At 72.5% G+C, this 17,312-nt stretch carries 19 protein-coding genes and 1 pseudogene; 6 read left to right on the forward strand and 14 right to left on the reverse strand.

The genetic code is table 11. The features are described 5' to 3' along the window. Window positions 1-41 precede the first annotated feature (41 nt). Window positions 42-623 carry a hypothetical protein gene (locus OG738_RS35225; RefSeq protein ID WP_329047476.1) on the forward strand — a complete coding sequence of 194 codons (582 nt, stop codon included), beginning with the start codon at window positions 42-44 and terminating at the stop codon, window positions 621-623. Here the strand turns inward: OG738_RS35225 and OG738_RS35230 are convergent. The 7 genes from OG738_RS35230 to OG738_RS44795 all read right to left on the reverse strand — a co-directional run bounded on the left by OG738_RS35230 (window position 620) and on the right by OG738_RS44795 (window position 5,267). Next, window positions 620-1,501 carry a diacylglycerol/lipid kinase family protein gene (locus OG738_RS35230; RefSeq protein WP_329047477.1) on the reverse strand — a complete coding sequence of 294 codons (882 nt, stop codon included), beginning with the start codon at window positions 1,499-1,501 and terminating at the stop codon, window positions 620-622. The two genes, OG738_RS35225 and OG738_RS35230, sit on opposite strands and share 4 nt — an antisense overlap. Beyond that, window positions 1,501-2,472 carry a twin-arginine translocase subunit TatC gene (gene tatC / locus OG738_RS35235; RefSeq protein ID WP_329047478.1) on the reverse strand — a complete coding sequence of 324 codons (972 nt, stop codon included), beginning with the start codon at window positions 2,470-2,472 and terminating at the stop codon, window positions 1,501-1,503. The genes OG738_RS35230 and tatC overlap by 1 nt, the downstream gene beginning before the upstream one ends. A gap of 84 nt (window positions 2,473-2,556) precedes the next feature. After that, complete coding sequence (gene tatA / locus OG738_RS35240) at window positions 2,557-2,871, reverse strand: Sec-independent protein translocase subunit TatA (RefSeq protein WP_329047479.1); 315 nt, start codon at window positions 2,869-2,871, stop codon at window positions 2,557-2,559. 31 nt (window positions 2,872-2,902) lie between these two features. Then, complete coding sequence (locus OG738_RS35245) at window positions 2,903-3,115, reverse strand: bacteriophage holin (RefSeq protein WP_329047480.1); 213 nt, start codon at window positions 3,113-3,115, stop codon at window positions 2,903-2,905. Between the two features lie 10 nt (window positions 3,116-3,125). Further along, window positions 3,126-4,106, reverse strand: coding sequence for a helix-turn-helix transcriptional regulator (locus OG738_RS35250; protein ID WP_329047481.1), 981 nt, complete (start codon window positions 4,104-4,106; stop codon window positions 3,126-3,128). Further along, entirely contained in the window at window positions 4,103-5,086 is a 984-nt protein-coding gene (locus tag OG738_RS35255) for a helix-turn-helix transcriptional regulator (RefSeq protein ID WP_329047483.1), read from the reverse strand. Before OG738_RS35255 ends, OG738_RS35250 begins: the two co-directional genes overlap by 4 nt. 10 nt (window positions 5,087-5,096) lie before the next feature. Then, window positions 5,097-5,267 carry a hypothetical protein gene (locus tag OG738_RS44795; protein ID WP_442875832.1) on the reverse strand — a complete coding sequence of 57 codons (171 nt, stop codon included), beginning with the start codon at window positions 5,265-5,267 and terminating at the stop codon, window positions 5,097-5,099. A gap of 309 nt (window positions 5,268-5,576) precedes the next feature. Between OG738_RS44795 and OG738_RS35265 the strand changes: the two genes are divergently transcribed. Then, window positions 5,577-6,275: an SDR family oxidoreductase gene (locus OG738_RS35265; protein ID WP_329047484.1), complete on the forward strand. Its 699-nt coding sequence runs from the start codon at window positions 5,577-5,579 to the stop codon at window positions 6,273-6,275. Here the strand turns inward: OG738_RS35265 and OG738_RS35270 are convergent. Both OG738_RS35270 and pafA read right to left on the reverse strand, forming a co-directional pair. Beyond that, a complete protein-coding gene (locus OG738_RS35270; protein WP_329047485.1) occupies window positions 6,272-7,297 on the reverse strand; it encodes a WD40/YVTN/BNR-like repeat-containing protein in 1,026 nt (341 codons plus the stop codon). The two genes, OG738_RS35265 and OG738_RS35270, sit on opposite strands and share 4 nt — an antisense overlap. A 90-nt stretch (window positions 7,298-7,387) precedes the next feature. Continuing rightward, window positions 7,388-8,746: a Pup--protein ligase gene (pafA, locus tag OG738_RS35275; RefSeq protein WP_329047486.1), complete on the reverse strand. Its 1,359-nt coding sequence runs from the start codon at window positions 8,744-8,746 to the stop codon at window positions 7,388-7,390. A gap of 142 nt (window positions 8,747-8,888) precedes the next feature. Between pafA and OG738_RS35280 the strand changes: the two genes are divergently transcribed. From OG738_RS35280 to OG738_RS35290, 3 genes are all read left to right on the forward strand, one after another. Beyond that, on the forward strand, window positions 8,889-10,370 hold the full coding sequence (locus OG738_RS35280) for a bifunctional phosphatase PAP2/diacylglycerol kinase family protein (protein ID WP_329047487.1): 1,482 nt from the start codon (window positions 8,889-8,891) through the stop codon (window positions 10,368-10,370). A gap of 103 nt (window positions 10,371-10,473) precedes the next feature. Continuing rightward, window positions 10,474-11,661 (forward strand): alpha/beta hydrolase, encoded by a 1,188-nt coding sequence (locus OG738_RS35285; protein WP_329047488.1) that lies wholly within the window; start codon window positions 10,474-10,476, stop codon window positions 11,659-11,661. Window positions 11,662-11,692: 31 nt separating this feature from the next. Then, window positions 11,693-12,469, forward strand: a complete 777-nt coding sequence (locus OG738_RS35290; protein WP_329047489.1) for a class I SAM-dependent methyltransferase — start codon at window positions 11,693-11,695, stop codon at window positions 12,467-12,469. Window positions 12,470-12,518: 49 nt separating this feature from the next. Here the strand turns inward: OG738_RS35290 and prcA are convergent, their stop codons facing one another. The 4 genes from prcA to dop form a co-directional block, all read right to left on the reverse strand. Then, window positions 12,519-13,316: a proteasome subunit alpha gene (gene prcA / locus OG738_RS35295; protein ID WP_329047490.1), complete on the reverse strand. Its 798-nt coding sequence runs from the start codon at window positions 13,314-13,316 to the stop codon at window positions 12,519-12,521. Window positions 13,317-13,369: 53 nt separating this feature from the next. Continuing rightward, the gene (prcB, locus tag OG738_RS35300; RefSeq protein ID WP_329047491.1) at window positions 13,370-14,224 is read right to left on the reverse strand and encodes a proteasome subunit beta; all 855 of its coding nucleotides are present in this window, start codon (window positions 14,222-14,224) and stop codon (window positions 13,370-13,372) included. 123 nt (window positions 14,225-14,347) lie between these two features. Next, on the reverse strand, window positions 14,348-14,542 hold the full coding sequence (locus OG738_RS35305) for a ubiquitin-like protein Pup (RefSeq protein WP_013226725.1): 195 nt from the start codon (window positions 14,540-14,542) through the stop codon (window positions 14,348-14,350). An 86-nt stretch (window positions 14,543-14,628) separates the two neighbouring features. Further along, window positions 14,629-16,131 (reverse strand): depupylase/deamidase Dop, encoded by a 1,503-nt coding sequence (gene dop / locus OG738_RS35310; protein WP_329047492.1) that lies wholly within the window; start codon window positions 16,129-16,131, stop codon window positions 14,629-14,631. 42 nt (window positions 16,132-16,173) lie between these two features. On the opposite strand from dop, the pseudogene OG738_RS35315 reads away from it, so the two are divergent. After that, window positions 16,174-16,693: pseudogene (locus tag OG738_RS35315) on the forward strand (NUDIX domain-containing protein). Here the strand turns inward: OG738_RS35315 and OG738_RS35320 are convergent. Then, on the reverse strand, window positions 16,684-17,295 hold the full coding sequence (locus tag OG738_RS35320; RefSeq protein ID WP_329047493.1) for a hypothetical protein: 612 nt from the start codon (window positions 17,293-17,295) through the stop codon (window positions 16,684-16,686). The pseudogene OG738_RS35315 and the gene OG738_RS35320 sit on opposite strands and share 10 nt — an antisense overlap. Window positions 17,296-17,312 lie beyond the last annotated feature (17 nt).

Consider the following 17,312-nt stretch of genomic DNA (forward strand, 5'->3'; position numbering starts at 1 on the left):
GCCGTGCCTTCTCACGTCGGAGCGGCGAGAGGAGGTGCCCGATGACCGAGGTGTGTCCGGGCTGTGGGCAGCTGGACCAGGTGCAGCACGTTCCCGCGGTCTACCACGGCGGGCACTCCTTCTACCGCGGTCAGGGCCCCGTGTCGGCCATCCCGGCCGGGGACAGCGTCGGCTACGCCCGCGCGCAGGTGAGCGGGGTCGCCGTTTCCGCCGTCGCCCGGTCGCTGGATCCCTTCCCTCCCCCGCGCCGCGGCGGTGGTCTGCTGGCCGCCGTGTTCGCGCTGGCGCTGGTGGGTGGGTGTTTCCTCGCGCTGCCGTTGTCGGCGGCCGACGATCCGCCGCCCGGCGGTGGGGCGGCGGAGGCGCTGGGGATCGCCTTGTTTTCGCTGCCTTCGCTGTGCGTGTTCGTCGCGGTCGGGACGCTGCTCTGGCTCTACGTCCGGCGGGTACGCGCGCACCGGCGGCAGCGGCGCGGGGTGCCGGCCGCGACGCAGCTGTGGGAGCAGGGCTGGTTCTGCCACCGCTGCGGTGGCGTCTACTTCGCGGACGTCCGCTCCGAGCGGCTGCTGACGCCGGCGCACTTCCGGCAGCTGGTCGCGCGGGCCGGCGGGTACGAGCGTTAGGCGAGGACCGTCAGCGCGCCCGGGACGCAGGTGACCGTCACCGGCACGCTCCCCTGCGGCTCGCCGTCGGCGTAGGCCGGCCAGCTGTTGCCGGTCAGCGAGACCGAGCGGGCGCGCAGCGTCCGGACCGCCGGGTGCGTGAGGTGCTTGCCGGTGCGCAGGCCCGGCAGCATGCGGATCAGGCCGCGGCGGGTCACGTCGCCCACCACCGTCACGTCGAAGACGCCGTCCTCGGGGTCGGCCGTGGGGCAGATCGGGACGCCGCCGCCGTAGAAGCGGGTGTTGCCGACCGCCACCAGGGTCGCGTCGAGCTCCAGGCGTTCGCTGCCCGTGTCGACGACCACCGGGCGGGACCGGAACGCCGCGAGCTCGGCGAGGATCGCGACGTCGTAGCGGCGCGGCCCGGGCGGCCAGCGCAGCCGGTTGGCGCGTTCGTTCACGCTCGCGTCGAAGCCCGCGCACAGCACGGTCGCGAACCACGTCTGGCCGACGCGGCCGAGGTCGATTCGCCGCCGCGCGCCCGACTTCAACGCCGCCACCAGCGCGTCGACCGCGAGCAGCGGCTCGCCGGGGACGCCGAGGGCGCGGGCGAAGTCGTTGCCGGTGCCCGCCGGGACCAGGCCGAGCGCGACGTCGTGGTTCGCGCAGAACTGGACACCCTGGTGGGCGGCGCCGTCGCCGCCGAGGACGATCAGGACATCGAGGCCGGCGTCGTGGGACGTCCGCATCAGCTCGCGGGACTCTTCGACGGAGTTGGCGACCAGCACGTCGAGGCGGTCGACGGCGGTGCGCAGCCGCTCGGCGACGGTGTCCGCGATGCGGGCGGCCGCGCCGTGGCCCGACGCCGGGTGCACGGCGAGCGCGGCGTGGATCCCCACTACGTGATGTCGTCGGTGGTCGAACGGCCGCGGGAGGCGGCCGGGGTGGACGGCTCGTCGTCGATCGTGCTCGGCGTGTAGTCGAACGGCGCCGCTTCGTCGTCGTCGAGCTGGTCCCAGCCCTCGTCGGCGCGTTCGCGGTCCTTCTTGCGGTCGTGGATGCGCGCGAGCTGGATGGACAGCTCGAACAGCAGCGTCAGCGCGCCGGCCAGGCCGAGCATCGAGAACGGGTCCGAGCCCGGGGTGACGAAGGCGGCGAAGACGAACAGCCCGAACACGATGCCCCGGCGCCACCTCTTGAGCTGCCGGTACTTGACCACGCCGACGCGGTTGAGCATCACCACCAGCAGCGGGAGCTCGAAGCTGATCCCGAAGATGATCAGCAGCGACAGCATGAACGAGATGTACTTGTCCGCGGTCAGCGCGGTGATGAACTCTTCCTGCCCGAAGCCCATGAGCAGCTGCAGGGCGTGGGGGAAGAGCAGGTAGGCGAGCACGGCGCCGGCGGCGAACAGCACCGACGCGAACCCGACGAAGGTCAGCGCGTACTTGCGCTCCTTCGAGTACAAGCCGGGTGCGATGAACGCCCAGACCTGGTACAGCCACAGGGGCGAGAACAGCACGGCGCCGGCGGCGAGGCCGACCTTCAGCTGGATCATGAACGCCTCGAACGGCACGGTCTGCAGCAGCTGGCAGCCCTGGTAGCCGTTGAGCCGCCGGTTCGGCGGGATGGCGCAGTAGGGGTCCTTGACGATCTCGCCCAGCGACGGGATCGGGCCCACCTTGGTGCTGAACCAGAAGAAGCCCAGGATCCCGCCGACGACGACGGCGAGCAGCGCGAAGCCCAGGCGGCGGCGGAACTCGTAGATGTGCTCGATGAGCGTCATCGTGCCGTCGGGGTTGGTGCGACGGCTGCGCTTGCGCCGCTTCGACCGGCGGCTGGTGCCGTTACCGGAGGCGGGTTCCGCCACGGGATGTTCCGTTCTCGTCGGAGTCCGCCGGAGCGCGCCGGGCCGGCGCGCTCCGTGGACCAGGGACCGGGTGTGGCCCAGCCGTCAGCTGGCGTTCTTCTGCGGCTGGTCGGCCTGCTGCTTCTTCAGCTCGTCGAGCTGCCGCTGCAGGTCGGCGACCTGCTGGTCGGTCGCCGGCGCGGGGGCGGGCGTGGCCGGGATCTGCTTCGTCTCGACCGGCTCGGCGTCCTCGTGCGAAGTGCTCTTGTCGCCCGCGAGGTCCTTGGTCTCGGCCTTGAAGATCTTCATGGACTTGCCGATCGACCGGGCCGCATCGGGAAGCCGCTTGGCCCCGAACAGCAGCACGACGAGCAGCACCAAGATGATCAAATGCCATCCTTGCAATCCGTTGGCGAACAAGATGGCCTCCTATCTGCGTCTGGTAGGGATGTTACTGGTTTTCGGTCCGGTGGCGGCGCTGCGCGAACGCGACGCGCAATGCCGCCGACCGGGCGCGGATCAGCCCCGCCCGGTCCTGGGTGTTCGTAGCCACCATGCTCGCGGTCTGCTTGAACCCACGCAAGGCCTTGGCGGTCCGCACCAGCAGGACGACGAGCAGCAGCAGGCCGATCGCGGCGAGCACGACGGTGGGCAGGTACGGCACGTCGATCACCCTAGTGGTCGCAGGTTGACGGAAGGTGACGGGCTCGGGCCACCGCGTCGGCCGCGCGGCGTCCGACGTCGGACGCGAGGTCGGCCGGGCTCTCGACCAGCGCTTCTCCGCCCAACCCCAGCACGAGCCGCACCATCCAGGACTGGTCGGCGTAGCGCATCCGGATCCGCAGGCGGCCGCCGTCGAGCTCGTCGAGTTCCTCGCAGGGGTAGTACTCGGCTACCCAGCGCGCGTCCGGGTCGAGGACCAGCACCGCCTCCCGCTGGTCGGGACGCTCGCGGAAGACTCCCTCGGAGATGTCGGTCGGATGGGCGTGCGCCGGCGGGCGCGACGGCTCGTCGAGGACCGTCAGGTCGTCGATCCGGTCGAGCCGGAACAGCCGGACGCCCTCGGCGCGGCGGCACCAGGCCTCGAGGTAGCCGACCGCCTGGACGATCAGCAGCCGCATCGGGTCGACCGTGCGCTCGGTGATCTGGTCCTTGGACGCGGTGTAGTAGCGGATCCGCAGCGCCCGCCCGTCCCGCAGCGCCCGGGCGACCTCCTCCCGGGTCCGGGCGGTCTTCTTGCCCTCGCGCACCCCGCCGCCGACGACCACGCCGGCCGGCTGGGCCTGCCCGGCCGCGACCTCGATCTTGGCGATGGAGCGGCGGACGGCGTCGCCGTCGAGCACGCCCGGCGTCTCGGCCAGCGCCCGCAGCGCGACCAGCAGGGCCGTGGCCTCGCCGCCGGTGAGCCGCAGCGGACGGTTCATCCCGGCGTCGTGGGTGACGACGATCGTGTCGCCTTCGAAGGACAGGTCGATCAGGTCGCCGGGCCCGTAGCCCGGCAGGCCGCACATCCACAGCAGCTCGAGATCCTTGCGCAGCTGCTTCGGCGTGACGTCGAAGTCGTGCGCCGCGTCGTCGATGCGGACGCCGGGACGCGCCAGCAGGTAGGGCACCAGGGCGAGCAGCCGCGGCATCCGGTCGGTCGACCCGCTCACCGGCCGCTCCCCTGCCGGGCCACGACGGCTTCGAGCCGGTCCTGGACGGTCTTGGCCAGCACGTCGGGCTCGAGCACGACGACGTCGGGGCCCTGCGCGGTGATCCAGTCGGCCGCCGACTCCGGGAAGTAGAGCCCGATCTCGACGAGGTCGCCCTCTTCGCCGTCGATCGTGGACCGGCCGATGACGGTCCCGCGCCGGCGGACCCCGGCGGCGCGGCCGTCGGCGACCCAGAGGCGCGCGGTGGTGACCGGGGCCGGTTCGGACTCCCCCGTCACGGACACGAGCTTGAGCAGGTTGACGCCTTCGGGCCGCTGCACCTCGCCGGGCTTGCCGACCGGCCGGACCTGGCCGGTGACGCGGGAGAGCCGGAAGCAGCGGGTGGCGCCGCGGTCGCGGTCGTGGCCGACGACGTACCAGCGGGCCTTCCACGACACGACGCCCCACGGCTCGAGCGTGCGCATGATGCGCTCCGGGGAGCCGCTGCGGCGGTACTCGAAGCGGACGGCCTGGCCGTTCTGCACCGCGGCCAGCAGCGGGCCGAACGCCGGTTCGGCGCGCACCCGCGGCTCGACGACCGTCGGCGCCTGGTCGTCGACCTCCAGGCCGGCGGCGCGCAGCTTCACCAGCGCGCCCTGCGCCTGCCCGGTCAGCTCCGGGGAGTCCCACAGACGGGACGCCAGCGCGACGGCGGCGGCTTCGTCGGGCGCGAGGTCGATCTCGCCGAGTTCGTAGTCGCGGCGGGCGATGCGGTAGCCCTCGATGGCGTCGAAGGCGGAGTTGCGGCCGGTCTCCAGCGGGATGCCGAGCTCGCGCAGCTCGGTCTTGTCCCGCTCGAACATCCGGAAGTAGGCGTCGTCGCTGGCCGCGTCGCCGTAGCCGGGCACGATGCCGCGGATCCGCTCGGCAGTGAGGTACTGCCGGGTGGACAGGAGGGCCAGCACCAGATTGACCAGCCGTTCGGCGCGTGCGGTGGACACCCGGTAGAGCCTAGCCCGCGCCGCCCGGCCCGATCGTGAGGTCCGGGGTGCGCGCGTCGTAATCGGCCCGGGCGGTGCGCACGGCGTCGAAGTTCGCCTCGGCCCGGCCCTTGAAGCCCGCCATCGGCGCGCGGAGGCTTTCCTCCAGCGGCGTAAGGGAATAGTCGACGCGGACGGGCACCGACGGGGTCACTTCACGGCTGACGAGCCGTCGCGTTCGAGCCCTCGCCGGGTCTGGGTGACATCTTCTGGCCGACCCCGGCGATGCGCCGCGAAAGGTCGCTGTAACGCCGCGGCCCGTCACCGAGCGCGACGAGGATCGGGCTGACCCCCTGGCCGGCGATCTCGTCGAGGAGCTTCCGGGTGGGGCAGGCAGCCAGGTAGGCGGCGTTGTCGGCCTGCCCGAGTCTCGGCTCGCCGAGCCGGCCGGGATCTTCCCCCGCGCGTCGCAGATGTGCTGACGCCGGGAATCCTCCCTAGCCTGGGCGGCATGGATGATCGCGTTCTCCTCATCACCGGTGCCTCGCGCGGCCTGGGCGCCGCGACCGCGCGGCTGGCCGCCGCCTCCGGGTTCAAGGTCGCTCTCGTGGCCCGCAAGGCCGCATCCGTCACCGCCCTCGCCGACGAGCTCGGCGAAGACCGGGCGATCGCGCTCGGCGCCGACGTCGGCGACTGGCCCGCCATCTCGGGCGCCGTCACCAAGGCCGTCGAGCGGTTCGGGCGGCTCGACGCGGCCTTCGCCAACGCCGGGATCGGCGTCGGGACCTCGTTCTTCGGCGACGACGACCCCGACCCGCGGGAGTGGGAGCCGATGGTGCGCACCAACGTCCTCGGCGCGGCCTACACCGCCCGCGCGGCCCTGCCCGCGCTGAAGGAGTCGGCCGGGCACCTGCTGATCACCGGCTCGGTCGCCGGCCGCTACATCCGCAAGGCCAGCCTGTACTCGGTGACGAAGTGGGCCGTGACGGGGATGGCCGGCGCGATCCGCGAAGAGGCCGTCGGCACCGGCGTGCGGGTCACGCTGATCAACCCCGGTATGACCGCCACCGACATCCTCAGCGACGCGCAGCGCAAGCAGCCCAACCTGCACGCGGACGACATCGCCCGCGCGGTGCTCTACGCGCTGTCGCAGCCGCCGTCGGTGGACGTCAACGAGATCATGGTCCGGCCGACCGGCCAGGCCCTCTAGCGGCTCAGGCGGGCGACGCGGCCGGCGGCGCCCGAAGCCCAGCACGCCGGGCCGGCGCAGTCCACGCTGTCGAAGCTGCCGGTGTCGAACGGCGTCCAGTGCCGGCCGCCGTCCGGGCTGTAGTCGCTGCCGCCCGGGCCGACGGCGAGCACGGCGCCGCCGCGCCAGGCCAGCCCGGAGCGGTACCCGGCCGGGTACTGCCCCGGGGTGCGCCAGGTGCGGCCGCGGTCCTTCGTCAGCGCGACGGCCGGGCCCGGCGTCGTCGGGTTCGCGTAGTCGCCACCGATCGCCACGCCCTGGTCCGGGCTGCGGAAGGCGACCGCGAACACGCCGGCGGACGGGCTGCTCGGCAACGGCGTGTCGGACGCCGTCCAGTGGCGGCCGCCGTCCCCGGAGTGCAGGACGCGGGCGGTCGCGCCGCCGCCGGTCGCGAGCCAGGCGTCGAACGGCCCCGCCGTCGTGACGCACTGCCCGCTGGCCGCGAACCCGGCCTCGCCGGGCAACGCGGGCGGGAAGCCGCTCTCGGGGACCGGCCGCCAGCTGCGGCCGCCGTCGAAGGTGGCTTGCACGCGGAAGCGGCCGTCCACGGGGTCGCTCATCGCGAGCCCGCGCCACGGGTCGAAGAAGGCGAGGCAGTCGTAGAACGCGGCCGCGTCGGTGTTCTGGAAGGTCTGGCGCCAGTGCGCGCCGCCGTCGTCGGTCCGGTAGACGCGTGAGTCGGTGCCGGGGCCGATCGAGAGGATCACGGCGTGCGCGGCATCGAAGGCCTCGATGTCGCGGAACTGGAGCGTGCCGGTGCCGGGCGGGCCGACGGACTTCCAGGTCGCCCCGCCGTCGGTGGTGCGCAGGACGGTGCCCTGGGTGCCGCTGACCCACGCGACGCGGGCGCTGACCGCGGACAGCCCGCGGAACTGCGCGGTGACGCCGGTGGGGGTCAGCTCCCACTGGGGCGGGTGCTCCCCCGCCGACGCCGGTGCCGCGACGGAGAGCAGCAGGGCGAGCACGAGCAGCACGACACGCATGCGGCGATCCTGCCGCACCCGTCGCGCGACTTTCGTCGGGAACGCCGAAGGGGGACGTCCGGTGCGGACGTCCCCCTTCGGCGATCCGGGTCAGAGCGAGCTGATCAGGCGTTCCACGCGCTCGTCGACCGAGCGGAACGGGTCCTTGCACAGGACCGTGCGCTGGGCCTGGTCGTTCAGCTTCAGGTGCACCCAGTCGACCGTGAAGTCGCGGCCCGCGGCCTGGGCGGCGGCGATGAAGTCGCCGCGCAGCTTCGCGCGGGTCGTCTGGGGCGGGGTGTCCTTGGCGGCCTCGATCTCGCCGTCGTCGGTGACCCGGCGGACCAGGCCCTTGCGCTGGAGCAGGTCGAAGATGCCCCGGCCGCGACGGATGTCGTGGTAGGCCAGGTCGAGCTGCGCGATGCGCGGGCTGGACAGGTCCAGGTCGTGCTTGTGCCGGTAGCGCTCGACCAGCCGGTGCTTGATCGCCCAGTCGATCTCGGTGTCGATCTTGCCGAAGTCCTGCTGCTCGACCGCGTCCAGCGCCCGGCCCCACAGCTCGACGACGCGCTCGTTCGCCGGGGTCGTGCCGTTCTCCTTGAGGTGCTGGATCGCGCGGGCGTGGTACTCCCGCTGGATGTCCAGCGCCGACGCCTCGCGGCCGCCCGCCAGGCGCACCTGGCGGCGGCCGGTGAGGTCGTGGCTGATCTCGCGGATCGCCCGGATCGGGTTGTCGAGGGTGAAGTCGCGGAACTGGACGCCGGCTTCGATCATTTCGAGCACGAGGTTCGCGGAGCCGACCTTGAGCATGGTCGTCGGCTCGGCCATGTTCGAGTCGCCCACGATGACGTGCAGGCGCCGGTAGCGCTCGGCGTCCGCGTGCGGCTCGTCGCGGGTGTTGATGATGGGCCGCGAGCGGGTCGTCGCGCTCGAGACGCCCTCCCAGATGTGCTCCGCGCGCTGGGACAGGCAGTAGACCGCGCCACGCGGGGTCTGCAGGACCTTGCCCGCACCGCAGATGAGCTGCCGGGTCACCAGGAACGGCAGCAGCACGTCGGCGATCCGGGAGAACTCGCCCGCGCGGGTCACCAGGTAGTTCTCGTGACAGCCGTAGGAGTTGCCCGCGGAGTCGGTGTTGTTCTTGAACAGGAAGATGTCGCCGCCGATGCCCTCGTCGGCCAGCCGCCGCTCGGCGTCGACCAGCAGGTCCTCGAGGATCCGCTCGCCTGCCTTGTCGTGCGTCACCAGCTGGACGAGGTCGTCACATTCGGCCGTCGCGTACTCGGGGTGCGAGCCGACGTCCAGGTAGAGCCGGGAGCCGTTCGACAGGAAGACGTTCGATGAGCGTCCCCACGAGACGACTCGCCGGAACAGGTAGCGCGCCACCTCGTCGGGCGAGAGCCTGCGCTGTCCGTGGAAGGTGCACGTGACCCCGAACTCGGTCTCGATGCCAAAGATCCGCCGCTGCATCCCCCCAGAGTAGGCGCTGCACCCCGGTCGACGGTGGGCCGTTCGGGCGTCGACACGCCCCCGGTATGCCACAGACGGTGAAAACTCCCCGATTCAGGCACGATTGGAGCACTGCTCTTGACGACTTGGGGAAGGCGACTCCTTGACACACCAGCTCATCCGGGCCTTCCGGCGGGTCGGGCGTACCGACCGCGCCCTCATGCGGCGCAGCGCCGCCCTCCCGGCCACGAAAGCCGACGACGCGCTGATGGCGCTGTCGAGATCGGCGAACAAGTCGCGGCTCTGGTGGGGCGTCGCGGCGCTGCTGGCGGCCCGGAAGGGCGAGACCCGGCGCGGCGCGCTGCGCGGGGTCGTGGCGATCGCCGGGGCCAGCGCGGCGGCGAACCTGATCGGCAAGCCGCTGTTCCCCCGCCGCCGCCCGGCGGAGGAGGAGACGCCGATGCGCCGCCGCCTGCGGAAACGCCCGACGTCGTCGTCGTTCCCGTCGGGCCACTCGGCCTCCGCGGCGGCCTTCGCGACGGCCGTGGCGATGGAGTCGCCGCGCGCCGGCCTCGCCGTCGCGCCGCTCGCGCTGGCCGTCGCCTACTCCCGCGTCCACACCGGCGTCCACTGGCCCTCCGACGTGGGCGTCGGCCTGGGCATCGGGGTCGGCGTCGGCCTCGCGACGCGGCACTGGTGGCCGCTGCACGACGACGTCCCCGGCCGCACGGCCCACGACGCGGACGCGCCGGAGATGGTCGACGGCGACGACATGCTCGTGCTGGTCAACCCGAAGTCCGGGATCGACGGCCAGGACCCGACCGACGAGGCCCGCTACGCCTGGCCCAAGGCCGAAATTCTCTACCCGGACCCCGACCGGGACCTGCGCGCCCAGCTCGAAGCCGAGATCGACGCCCGCGGGACGGTCCGCGCCCTCGGAGTCGCGGGCGGCGACGGCACCGTCGCCGCGGTCGCGTCGGTCGCCGCCGAACGCGACCTGCCGCTCGCGCTGATCCCGGCGGGGACGCTCAACCACTTCGCGCGCGACATCGGCGTCAGCTCGATGCCCGACGCCGACGCGGCCACCGAGCTCGGCAACGCCGTCGGCATCGACCTGGGCGAGGTCGAGATCGACGGCGGCGACGGCGCCGCGCACCGCTGGTTCGTCAACACCGCCAGCCTCGGCGGCTACCCGGAAATGGTGCGCCTGCGGGAGAAGCTGCAGGAAAAGCACCCCAAGTGGCCCTCGGCCGCGATCGCGCTGGCCCGGACGCTTCGGCACGCCAAGCCGCTGACCGTGCGGCTCAACGGCAAGCGCACCCAGGTCTGGCTGCTGTTCGTCGGCAACGGCACGTACGCGCCGAAGGGCTTCGCGCCCAGCCGGCGGCCCGCGCTCGACACCGGCCTGCTCGACGTCCGCTACCTGCGCGCCGACCTGCCGTACTCGCGAGCCCGGTTCCTGCTGGCGATGGTCACCCGCAGCCTTGCGGCCAGCCACGTCTACCACGAGCTCGACGTGGCCGAGCTGGACGTCGAGCTGCTGGACGGCCACCGGCGCGTCGCCACCGACGGCGAGGTCGGCCCGCTCGGCAACCGGTTCCGGTTCCGGTCCTGCCCCAGTGCGCTGACCATCTACCGCCTTTGAGTGCTCTTTACTTTCTCTCAACGAACCCTCAGCATCCCCTGGATAGCGTCTTGATCGAGATGCGGGCGATCCTGCCCGCGATCAGGGGACGAGCGGGGAGCAGATGGACGGGCACGGCCTGGCGAGCGGCATCCACCGGGCCGCCACCGACCCGGTGCTGCCCGGTGACATCACCGCCCGCGCCCGCGACATCGGCCCGTTCGAGTCCCCGCTCATCTGGCTCGCGCTCGCTTCGGCCGCCGTCGCGGTCCTCGCCGCCGTCGTCGCGCTGTGGCGCCGGCGCCGGATGCGCCGCTGGGGCTTCACCGCCTTCGGCGTCCTGCTGCTGCTCGCGGCGGTCACTGCCCTGAACAGCTACGTCGGGTACGTGCGGACCTCCGACGACCTCGCGCGCCTGCTCCAGAAGGGCCCCGGTGTCGTCAACCTCGCCGGCCGCCTGCTCGACGACGACAAGGAAGCGCCGTCCGCGCCGCGCCCCGGCGCGGGCACCGCGGCGGCGGGCCAGCGCATCGACGTCGTGAACCTGCCCGATCCCGCGCACGGCGTCCCGTCCGGCAGCACCTACGTCGTCCTGCCGCCCGGCTACGACGCGAAGGCGGCCCGCCGCTACCCCGTCGTCTACCTCATGCACGGCTACCCGTTCGGCGGCCCCCGCGACTGGCTGACCTCCGGCGACGCCCCGGGGACGTTGCTCGCCCTGCAACGCGCCGCCGTCATCGAGCCGATGATCGTGGTCAGCGTCGACCTGACCGCCGGGAATCCGCCCACCGACTGGGAATGCCTCGACGTCCCCGGCGGCCCGCAGCTGGAGACCTACCTCACGCACACGGTGGTCCCGGCGATCGACCAGCGGTACCGCACCCTCGCCGACCGCGGCCACCGGGCGCTGGGCGGCATGTCCGGCGGCGGCTTCGGAGCGCTCAACATCGGGCTGCACCACGTCGACGAGTTCGGCACGCTGCTGATCGCCCTCCCCTACGACGACCTCAACGATTCGGTCGGCGTCCTCGACGGCAACCGGGCCGCCATCGCCGCGAACACCCCGCGCCGCTACCTCCCGACGATGCACTTCACGGCGCCGATCTCGGTGATGCTCGCGGTCGGCACCGGCGCACCCACGGACGTCACCACGGCCCACCGGATCGCCGACGCCCTGCACGCCCGCGGCCAGGACGCGGTGGTCCACGCGGAGCGGGGGTTCAACCACACGTGGCACACGGCCCGGGCGACGCTGCCGTACCTGCTGGCCTTCGCCGACCAGAACTTCCGCGCCTCGCCTGCGACATCGTGAAATCCGGTTGCCGCGTCCGGGACCCTGAAGCATGGACCTCGCGACGCACTACGCCACCGGCCCCGCCGAGGACGACCGGCTGACCCGCACCCCGCACGGCCGCCTGGAGCACCTGCGCACCCGCGAACTGCTCCGGCGGCACCTGACCGAGGGCGACCGCGTCCTCGACGTCGGCGGAGGCACGGGCGGCCACGCGGCCTGGCTGGCCGCCGAAGGGCACCCGGTGCACTTGGTCGACGTCGTCCCGGCCCACGTCGCCCGGGCCGCCACGCGGCCCGGCGTCACGGCTTCGGTCGGCGACGCCCGGAGCCTCGACGCGGCCGACGCGTCCCACGACGTCGTCCTGCTGCTCGGCCCGCTCTACCACCTGGTCGACGCCGGCGACCGCGCCCGCGCGCTGGCCGAGGCCCGGCGCGTACTGCGTCCGGGTGGCCTGCTCGCGGCGGCGGGGATCAGCCGCTACCTCTCCCTGCTGGAAACCGGTGCGGCCGGCACGCTCACGTCCGGTCTCGGCGACCGGGTTCGCGCGGTGATCGAGACCGGCGCGTACGACGGCCACGTCGGCTTCGTCCCGACGCACTGGCACACCGCCACCGAACTCCACGACGAAGTCACCACCGCCGGCTTCACGGACACCGCGGTCTTCGGTGTCGAAGGCCCTTCGTGGCCCGCACTCGACGCCGCCGGACTCGCTCGCTTCGACCAGCTCGTCGAACCGGCCCTGCGGGCCGCGCGGATCGTCGAGCGGGACCCGGCCCTCATCGGCGCCAGCGCGCACCTGCTCGCCGTCGCCCGGCGGCCCGCATGACGACGGCGGGAGCGCGGTCATCGACCACGCCCCCGCCGTCGCAGGTGCGCTATTCGCTGTCCGGCTTGGCTTCCGGCTCCTCGCGCTGCGGGTCCGGGACCGGCAGCAGCGAGTCCAGCACCGTGCCCGTCAGGCGGCGGAACGAGCGGCGCGGGCGGTCGCGGTCCAGCACCGCCACCTCCAGCTTGATCGGGTCGGCCTCGCCGTTCCCGTTCGCCGAAGCCGACGAGGAAGCCGACGAAGAACCCGCGGACGACGTCGAGGAGGTCGACGGCTGGATCGGCGTGCGCAGCGCGGCCACCGCCACGCCCAGCGCCGCCTGCAGGTCCAGGCCGTCCTCGAACGTTTCCTTCAGCTTCGCCGCGATCTTCTCGTTCTGGCCGCCCATCACCACGTACTGCGGCTCGTCGAAGATCGACCCGTCGTAGGTCAGCCGGTACAGCTGGTCCTCCGCCGCGCTCGCCCCGACCTCCGCCACGCAGACCTCCACCTCGAACGGTTTCAGCTGCTCGGTGAAGATGCTGCCCAGCGTCGCCGCGTAGGCGTTCGCCAGCGCCCGGGCGCTCACGTCACGCCGGTCGTACTGGTAGCCCTTGAGGTCCGCGTGCCGGATCCCCGCCACGCGCAGGTTCTCGAACTCGCTGTAGCGCCCGACGGCGGCGAACCCGATCCGGTCGTAGATCTCGGACACCTTGTGCAGGGTCGCCGACGGGTTCTCCGCCACGAACAGCACGCCGCCCGCGTACTTCAGCACCACCACGCTCCGGCCGCGCGCGATGCCCTTGCGCGCCAGCTCGGAACGCTCCCGCATCAGCTGCTCGGGAGAGGCATACAACGGCATCGTCACGGTGTGCGCTCCACGTCTGTCTGTGTTCCAACGTTCACTGGTTCAGCCCCGCGTCAGGAGAGCCGGCTCTGGTGGCGCTCGATCCGCCCCGCCACCACGGCTTCCGCGACCGCCGCGGTCTCCGACTCCGGCAGCTGCACGGCGCCGTGCTCCGCGGTGATCGTCACGACGCTCGGGAAGATCCGGCGCACCAGGTCCGGGCCGCCGGACGCGGTGTCGTCGTCGGCCGCGTCGTACAGCGCCTCGACCGCGACGCGGATCGCGCCTTCGACGTCGGCGTCCGGGTCGTGCAGCTTCTTCAGCGCGGATTTCGCGAACAGCGAACCCGAGCCGATGCCCGCGTAGCCGCCGTTCTCCTCGTACCGCCCGCCCGCGGCGTCGTACGAGACGATCCGGCCGGCGTGCTTGGCGTCCTCGGCCTCGAGGTCGTAGCCCACGAACAACGGGATCGCCGCCAGCCCGGCCATCGCCATCTCGAGGTTGCCCTTGACCATCCCGGCCAGCTTGTTCGTCTTGCCGTCCAGCGACAGCGAAACGCCCTCGATCTTCTCGTAGTGCGCCAGCTCCACCGCGTACAGCCGCACCATCTCCACGGCCAGGCCCGCGGTGCCCGCGATGCCCACGGCCGAGTACTCGTCGGTGACGTGCACCTTCTCGATGTCCCGGCTCGCGATCAGGTTCCCCGACGTCGCCCGCCGGTCGCCCGCGATCAGCACGCCGCCCGCGAAGGTGCAGGCGACGATCGTCGTCCCGTGCGGTACGCCCAGCTCCGCCACGCCCGGCGACACCTTCCGCTGGGGGAGCAGCTCAGGCGCCTGCTCGCGCAGGAAGTCCGAAAACGACGACGTCGCCGACGAGAAGTACGCGGCCGGCAGCGCGGGACCCGAGATGCCCCTGGTGTTGTCCATACGTGCTCAAAAATCCCATCTGTGCGGGCCGCGACCCCGCGCCCGGCGACCGCACCCGGTCACCACCGCGCGAGGCCCCGGCCGCCGGCTGAACGGTCGGCAAGGGCGCAGCGCCCGAGCGGCTTACTCGCCGCCCTTCTGCACGTAGGCCCGGACGAAGTCCTCGGCGTTCTCCTCGAGCACGTCGTCGATCTCGTCCAGGATCGTGTCCACGTCCTCGCCGAGCTTTTCGCGCCGCTCCTGACCCGCCGCGCCGGTGTCGTCGAACTCCTCGTCGGAGTCACCACCGCCGTGCTTTTCGATCTTTTCCTGGGCCATCTCGCCTCCCGGTGTGGCTGATGTTTCCTAGCCTACCCAGCGGCCCCGACATTCGGGGTCACGCCGCGATCGCTGGTGCGTCCCGCCTAGTCCGAACCGGTGAGCGCCTCCACCAGGTCCTCCGCCGTCGCCGACTCGTCCAGCAGCTTGCCGACGTGCGCCTTCGTCCCGCGCAGGGGCTCCAGGGTCGGGATCCGCACCAGCGACTCCTTGCCCACGTCGAAGATGACCGAATCCCAGGACGCCGCCGCGATCGACGTCGCGTACTTCTCCAGCGCCCGGCCCCGGAAGTAGGCCCGCGTGTCCGACGGCGGCGTCGTCACCGCGGCCAGCACCTCGTCCTCCGACACCAGGCGCTTCATCGAGCCGCGCGTGACGAGCCGGTTGTACAGGCCCTTCGCCAGCCGCACGTCCGAATACTGCAGGTCGACCAGGCGCAGCCGCGGCGCGCCCCAGGCCAGGTTGTCCCGCTGGCGGTAGCCCTCCAGCAGGCGCAGCTTCGCCGGCCAGTCCAGCCGGTCCGCGCACTCCTGCGGGTCGCGCGCCAGCGCGTCCAGGACCTCGCCCCAGACCCGCAGGACCTCCTTCGACGCCTGGTCCGCGCCCGTGCGCTCCAGGTTCTGCGAGGCGATCTCGTGGTAGGCGAACTGCAGGTCCAGCGCGGTGTACTTCTTCCCGTTCGCCAGCGCCACCTGCGCCTTCAGCGTCGGGTCGTGGCTGATCTGGTGCACCGCGCGCACCGGCTCGTCCAGCTTCAGGTCGTCGAACCGGATGCCCGACTCGATCAGGTCCAGCACCAGCGCCGTCGTCCCGACCTTGAGGTACGTCGAGTACTCCGACATGTTCGCGTCCCCGATGATGACGTGCAGCCGGCGGTACTTGTCCGCGTCCGCGTGCGGCTCGTCGCGGGTGTTGATGATCCCGCGCTTCAGCGTCGTCTCCAGGCCGACCTCGACCTCGATGTAGTCCGCACGCTGGGAGAGCTGGAACCCGGCTTCCTCGCTCTGCTGGCCGATGCCGACGCGCCCGGAGCCGGTCACCACCTGCCGCGACACGAAGAACGGGGTCAGCCCGGCGATGATCGCGGTGAACGGCGTCGACCGCGCGCACAGGTAGTTCTCGTGCGTGCCGTAGCTCGCGCCCTTGCCGTCGACGTTGTTCTTGTACAGCTGCAGCTGTGGCTGGCCCGGGACGGACGCCGCCTTGAGCGCGGCCTCCTCCATCACCCGCTCGCCCGCCTTGTCCCAGATGACGGCGTCGCGCGCGTTCGTCACCTCGGGCGCCGAGTACTCCGGGTGCGCGTGGTCGACGTACAGCCGCGCGCCGTTGGTCAGGATGACGTTGGCCGCGCCGAGGTCCTCGACGTCCGGGTCGTGCCCCGGGCCGCCGGGACCGGTCAGGTCGAACCCGCGCGCGTCGCGCAGCGGGGACTCGACCTCGTAGTCCCACCGCGCCCGCCGGGCGCGCGGGATGTCGGCCGCCGCCGCGTAGGCCAGCACGACCTGGGTGGAGGTGAGTACCGGGTTCGCCGTCGCGTCGCCCGGCACGGAGATGCCGTACTCGACTTCGGTTCCCATGATCCGCCGCATGTCCACCACCCTACGGGGTCCTCCTAGTGGAACGATGCACCCATGCCAGGCAGTGACGAACTCGTTGCGCTCTATGACCAGGGCGGCTCCGTCGTCGGCACGACCACCCGCGGCCGGGTCCGCGCCGGGGCCCGGTGGCACGCCGTCGGCGTCGTGCTGGTCCGTTCGGGTGACGGGAAGGCCGTCTACGTGCACCTGCGCACCGCGGTGAAGGACGTGTTCCCGTCGACCTGGGACTGCTGGGCGGGGGGCGTCGTCGCGGCGGGCGAGACCCCGGCCGAGTGCGCCCGCCGGGAGCTGGCCGAAGAGCTCGGCGTCCACGGGGGTGGAACTCGTCCCGCTGTTCACCAAGGTCTACGACGACGGCCGCAACCGCTGCCACAACTTCGCCTTCGAGGTCCGCTGGGACGGCCCGATCCGCCACCAGGCCGAAGAGATCGTCGAAGGCCGCTGGATCCCGCTGGAAGACCTCCGGGCCTGGGTCGACGACCCCGCGCCCGAGCTGCCCTTCATCCCCGACGGCCGCGAAGGCGCCCAGGAGTGGTTTCGCCGCTACGGCTGAGCGGTGAGCTTCGCGGTCATGGCGGGTAGCAGCCGCTTCGCCGCGTCCACGGCTCGCGTCTCGGTGCTCGCCGAGACGGTCAGCCCGGAGACGAGCTTTCCCTTCGCCAGCAACACCGTGCAGGTCTTGCCTTCGCACCAGGCTCGCTGGCGGTCCACCCCGGCCTGCGCCGGGACGCTCACCGTCTTGCCCGCGCAGTCCGCCTCCGCGACGACCTCCGCGGCCGACGCGTCCGGGTACGCCGCCACGCGGTGGCGCAGCATCGAACCGCTGGGGTAGCGCCAGCTCGCGGTCCGGCTGCTCGCCGACGTGACGTCGGCGAGGCACCCCGAAGCCTCGCCCGAACCCTGCTGCACGCCTTCTTCGGCGACGTCGGCATCGGACAGCAGCGCCCGCTCGGCGAGCAGTCCGAGATCGGGTGCGGCCGGCGTGACCGGGGCGGCCTTCGCCGGGCTCACGGGAGCTTCCGTAGCGACCGGGGCCGAAGACGTGGGAACCGGATCGTCGTAGTACGTCTCGAGGTTGTTCGGGTCGGGACCGTCGCAGGCCGTGAGACCCGCCAACGCGACCGCGGCCAGGGCGACCACCTGCCGATGACGCACTTGCTCCGGCCTCCTGT

The sequence above is a fragment of the Amycolatopsis sp. NBC_01488 genome, from assembly GCF_036227105.1.
In the GTDB taxonomy this organism is placed as follows: domain Bacteria; phylum Actinomycetota; class Actinomycetes; order Mycobacteriales; family Pseudonocardiaceae; genus Amycolatopsis.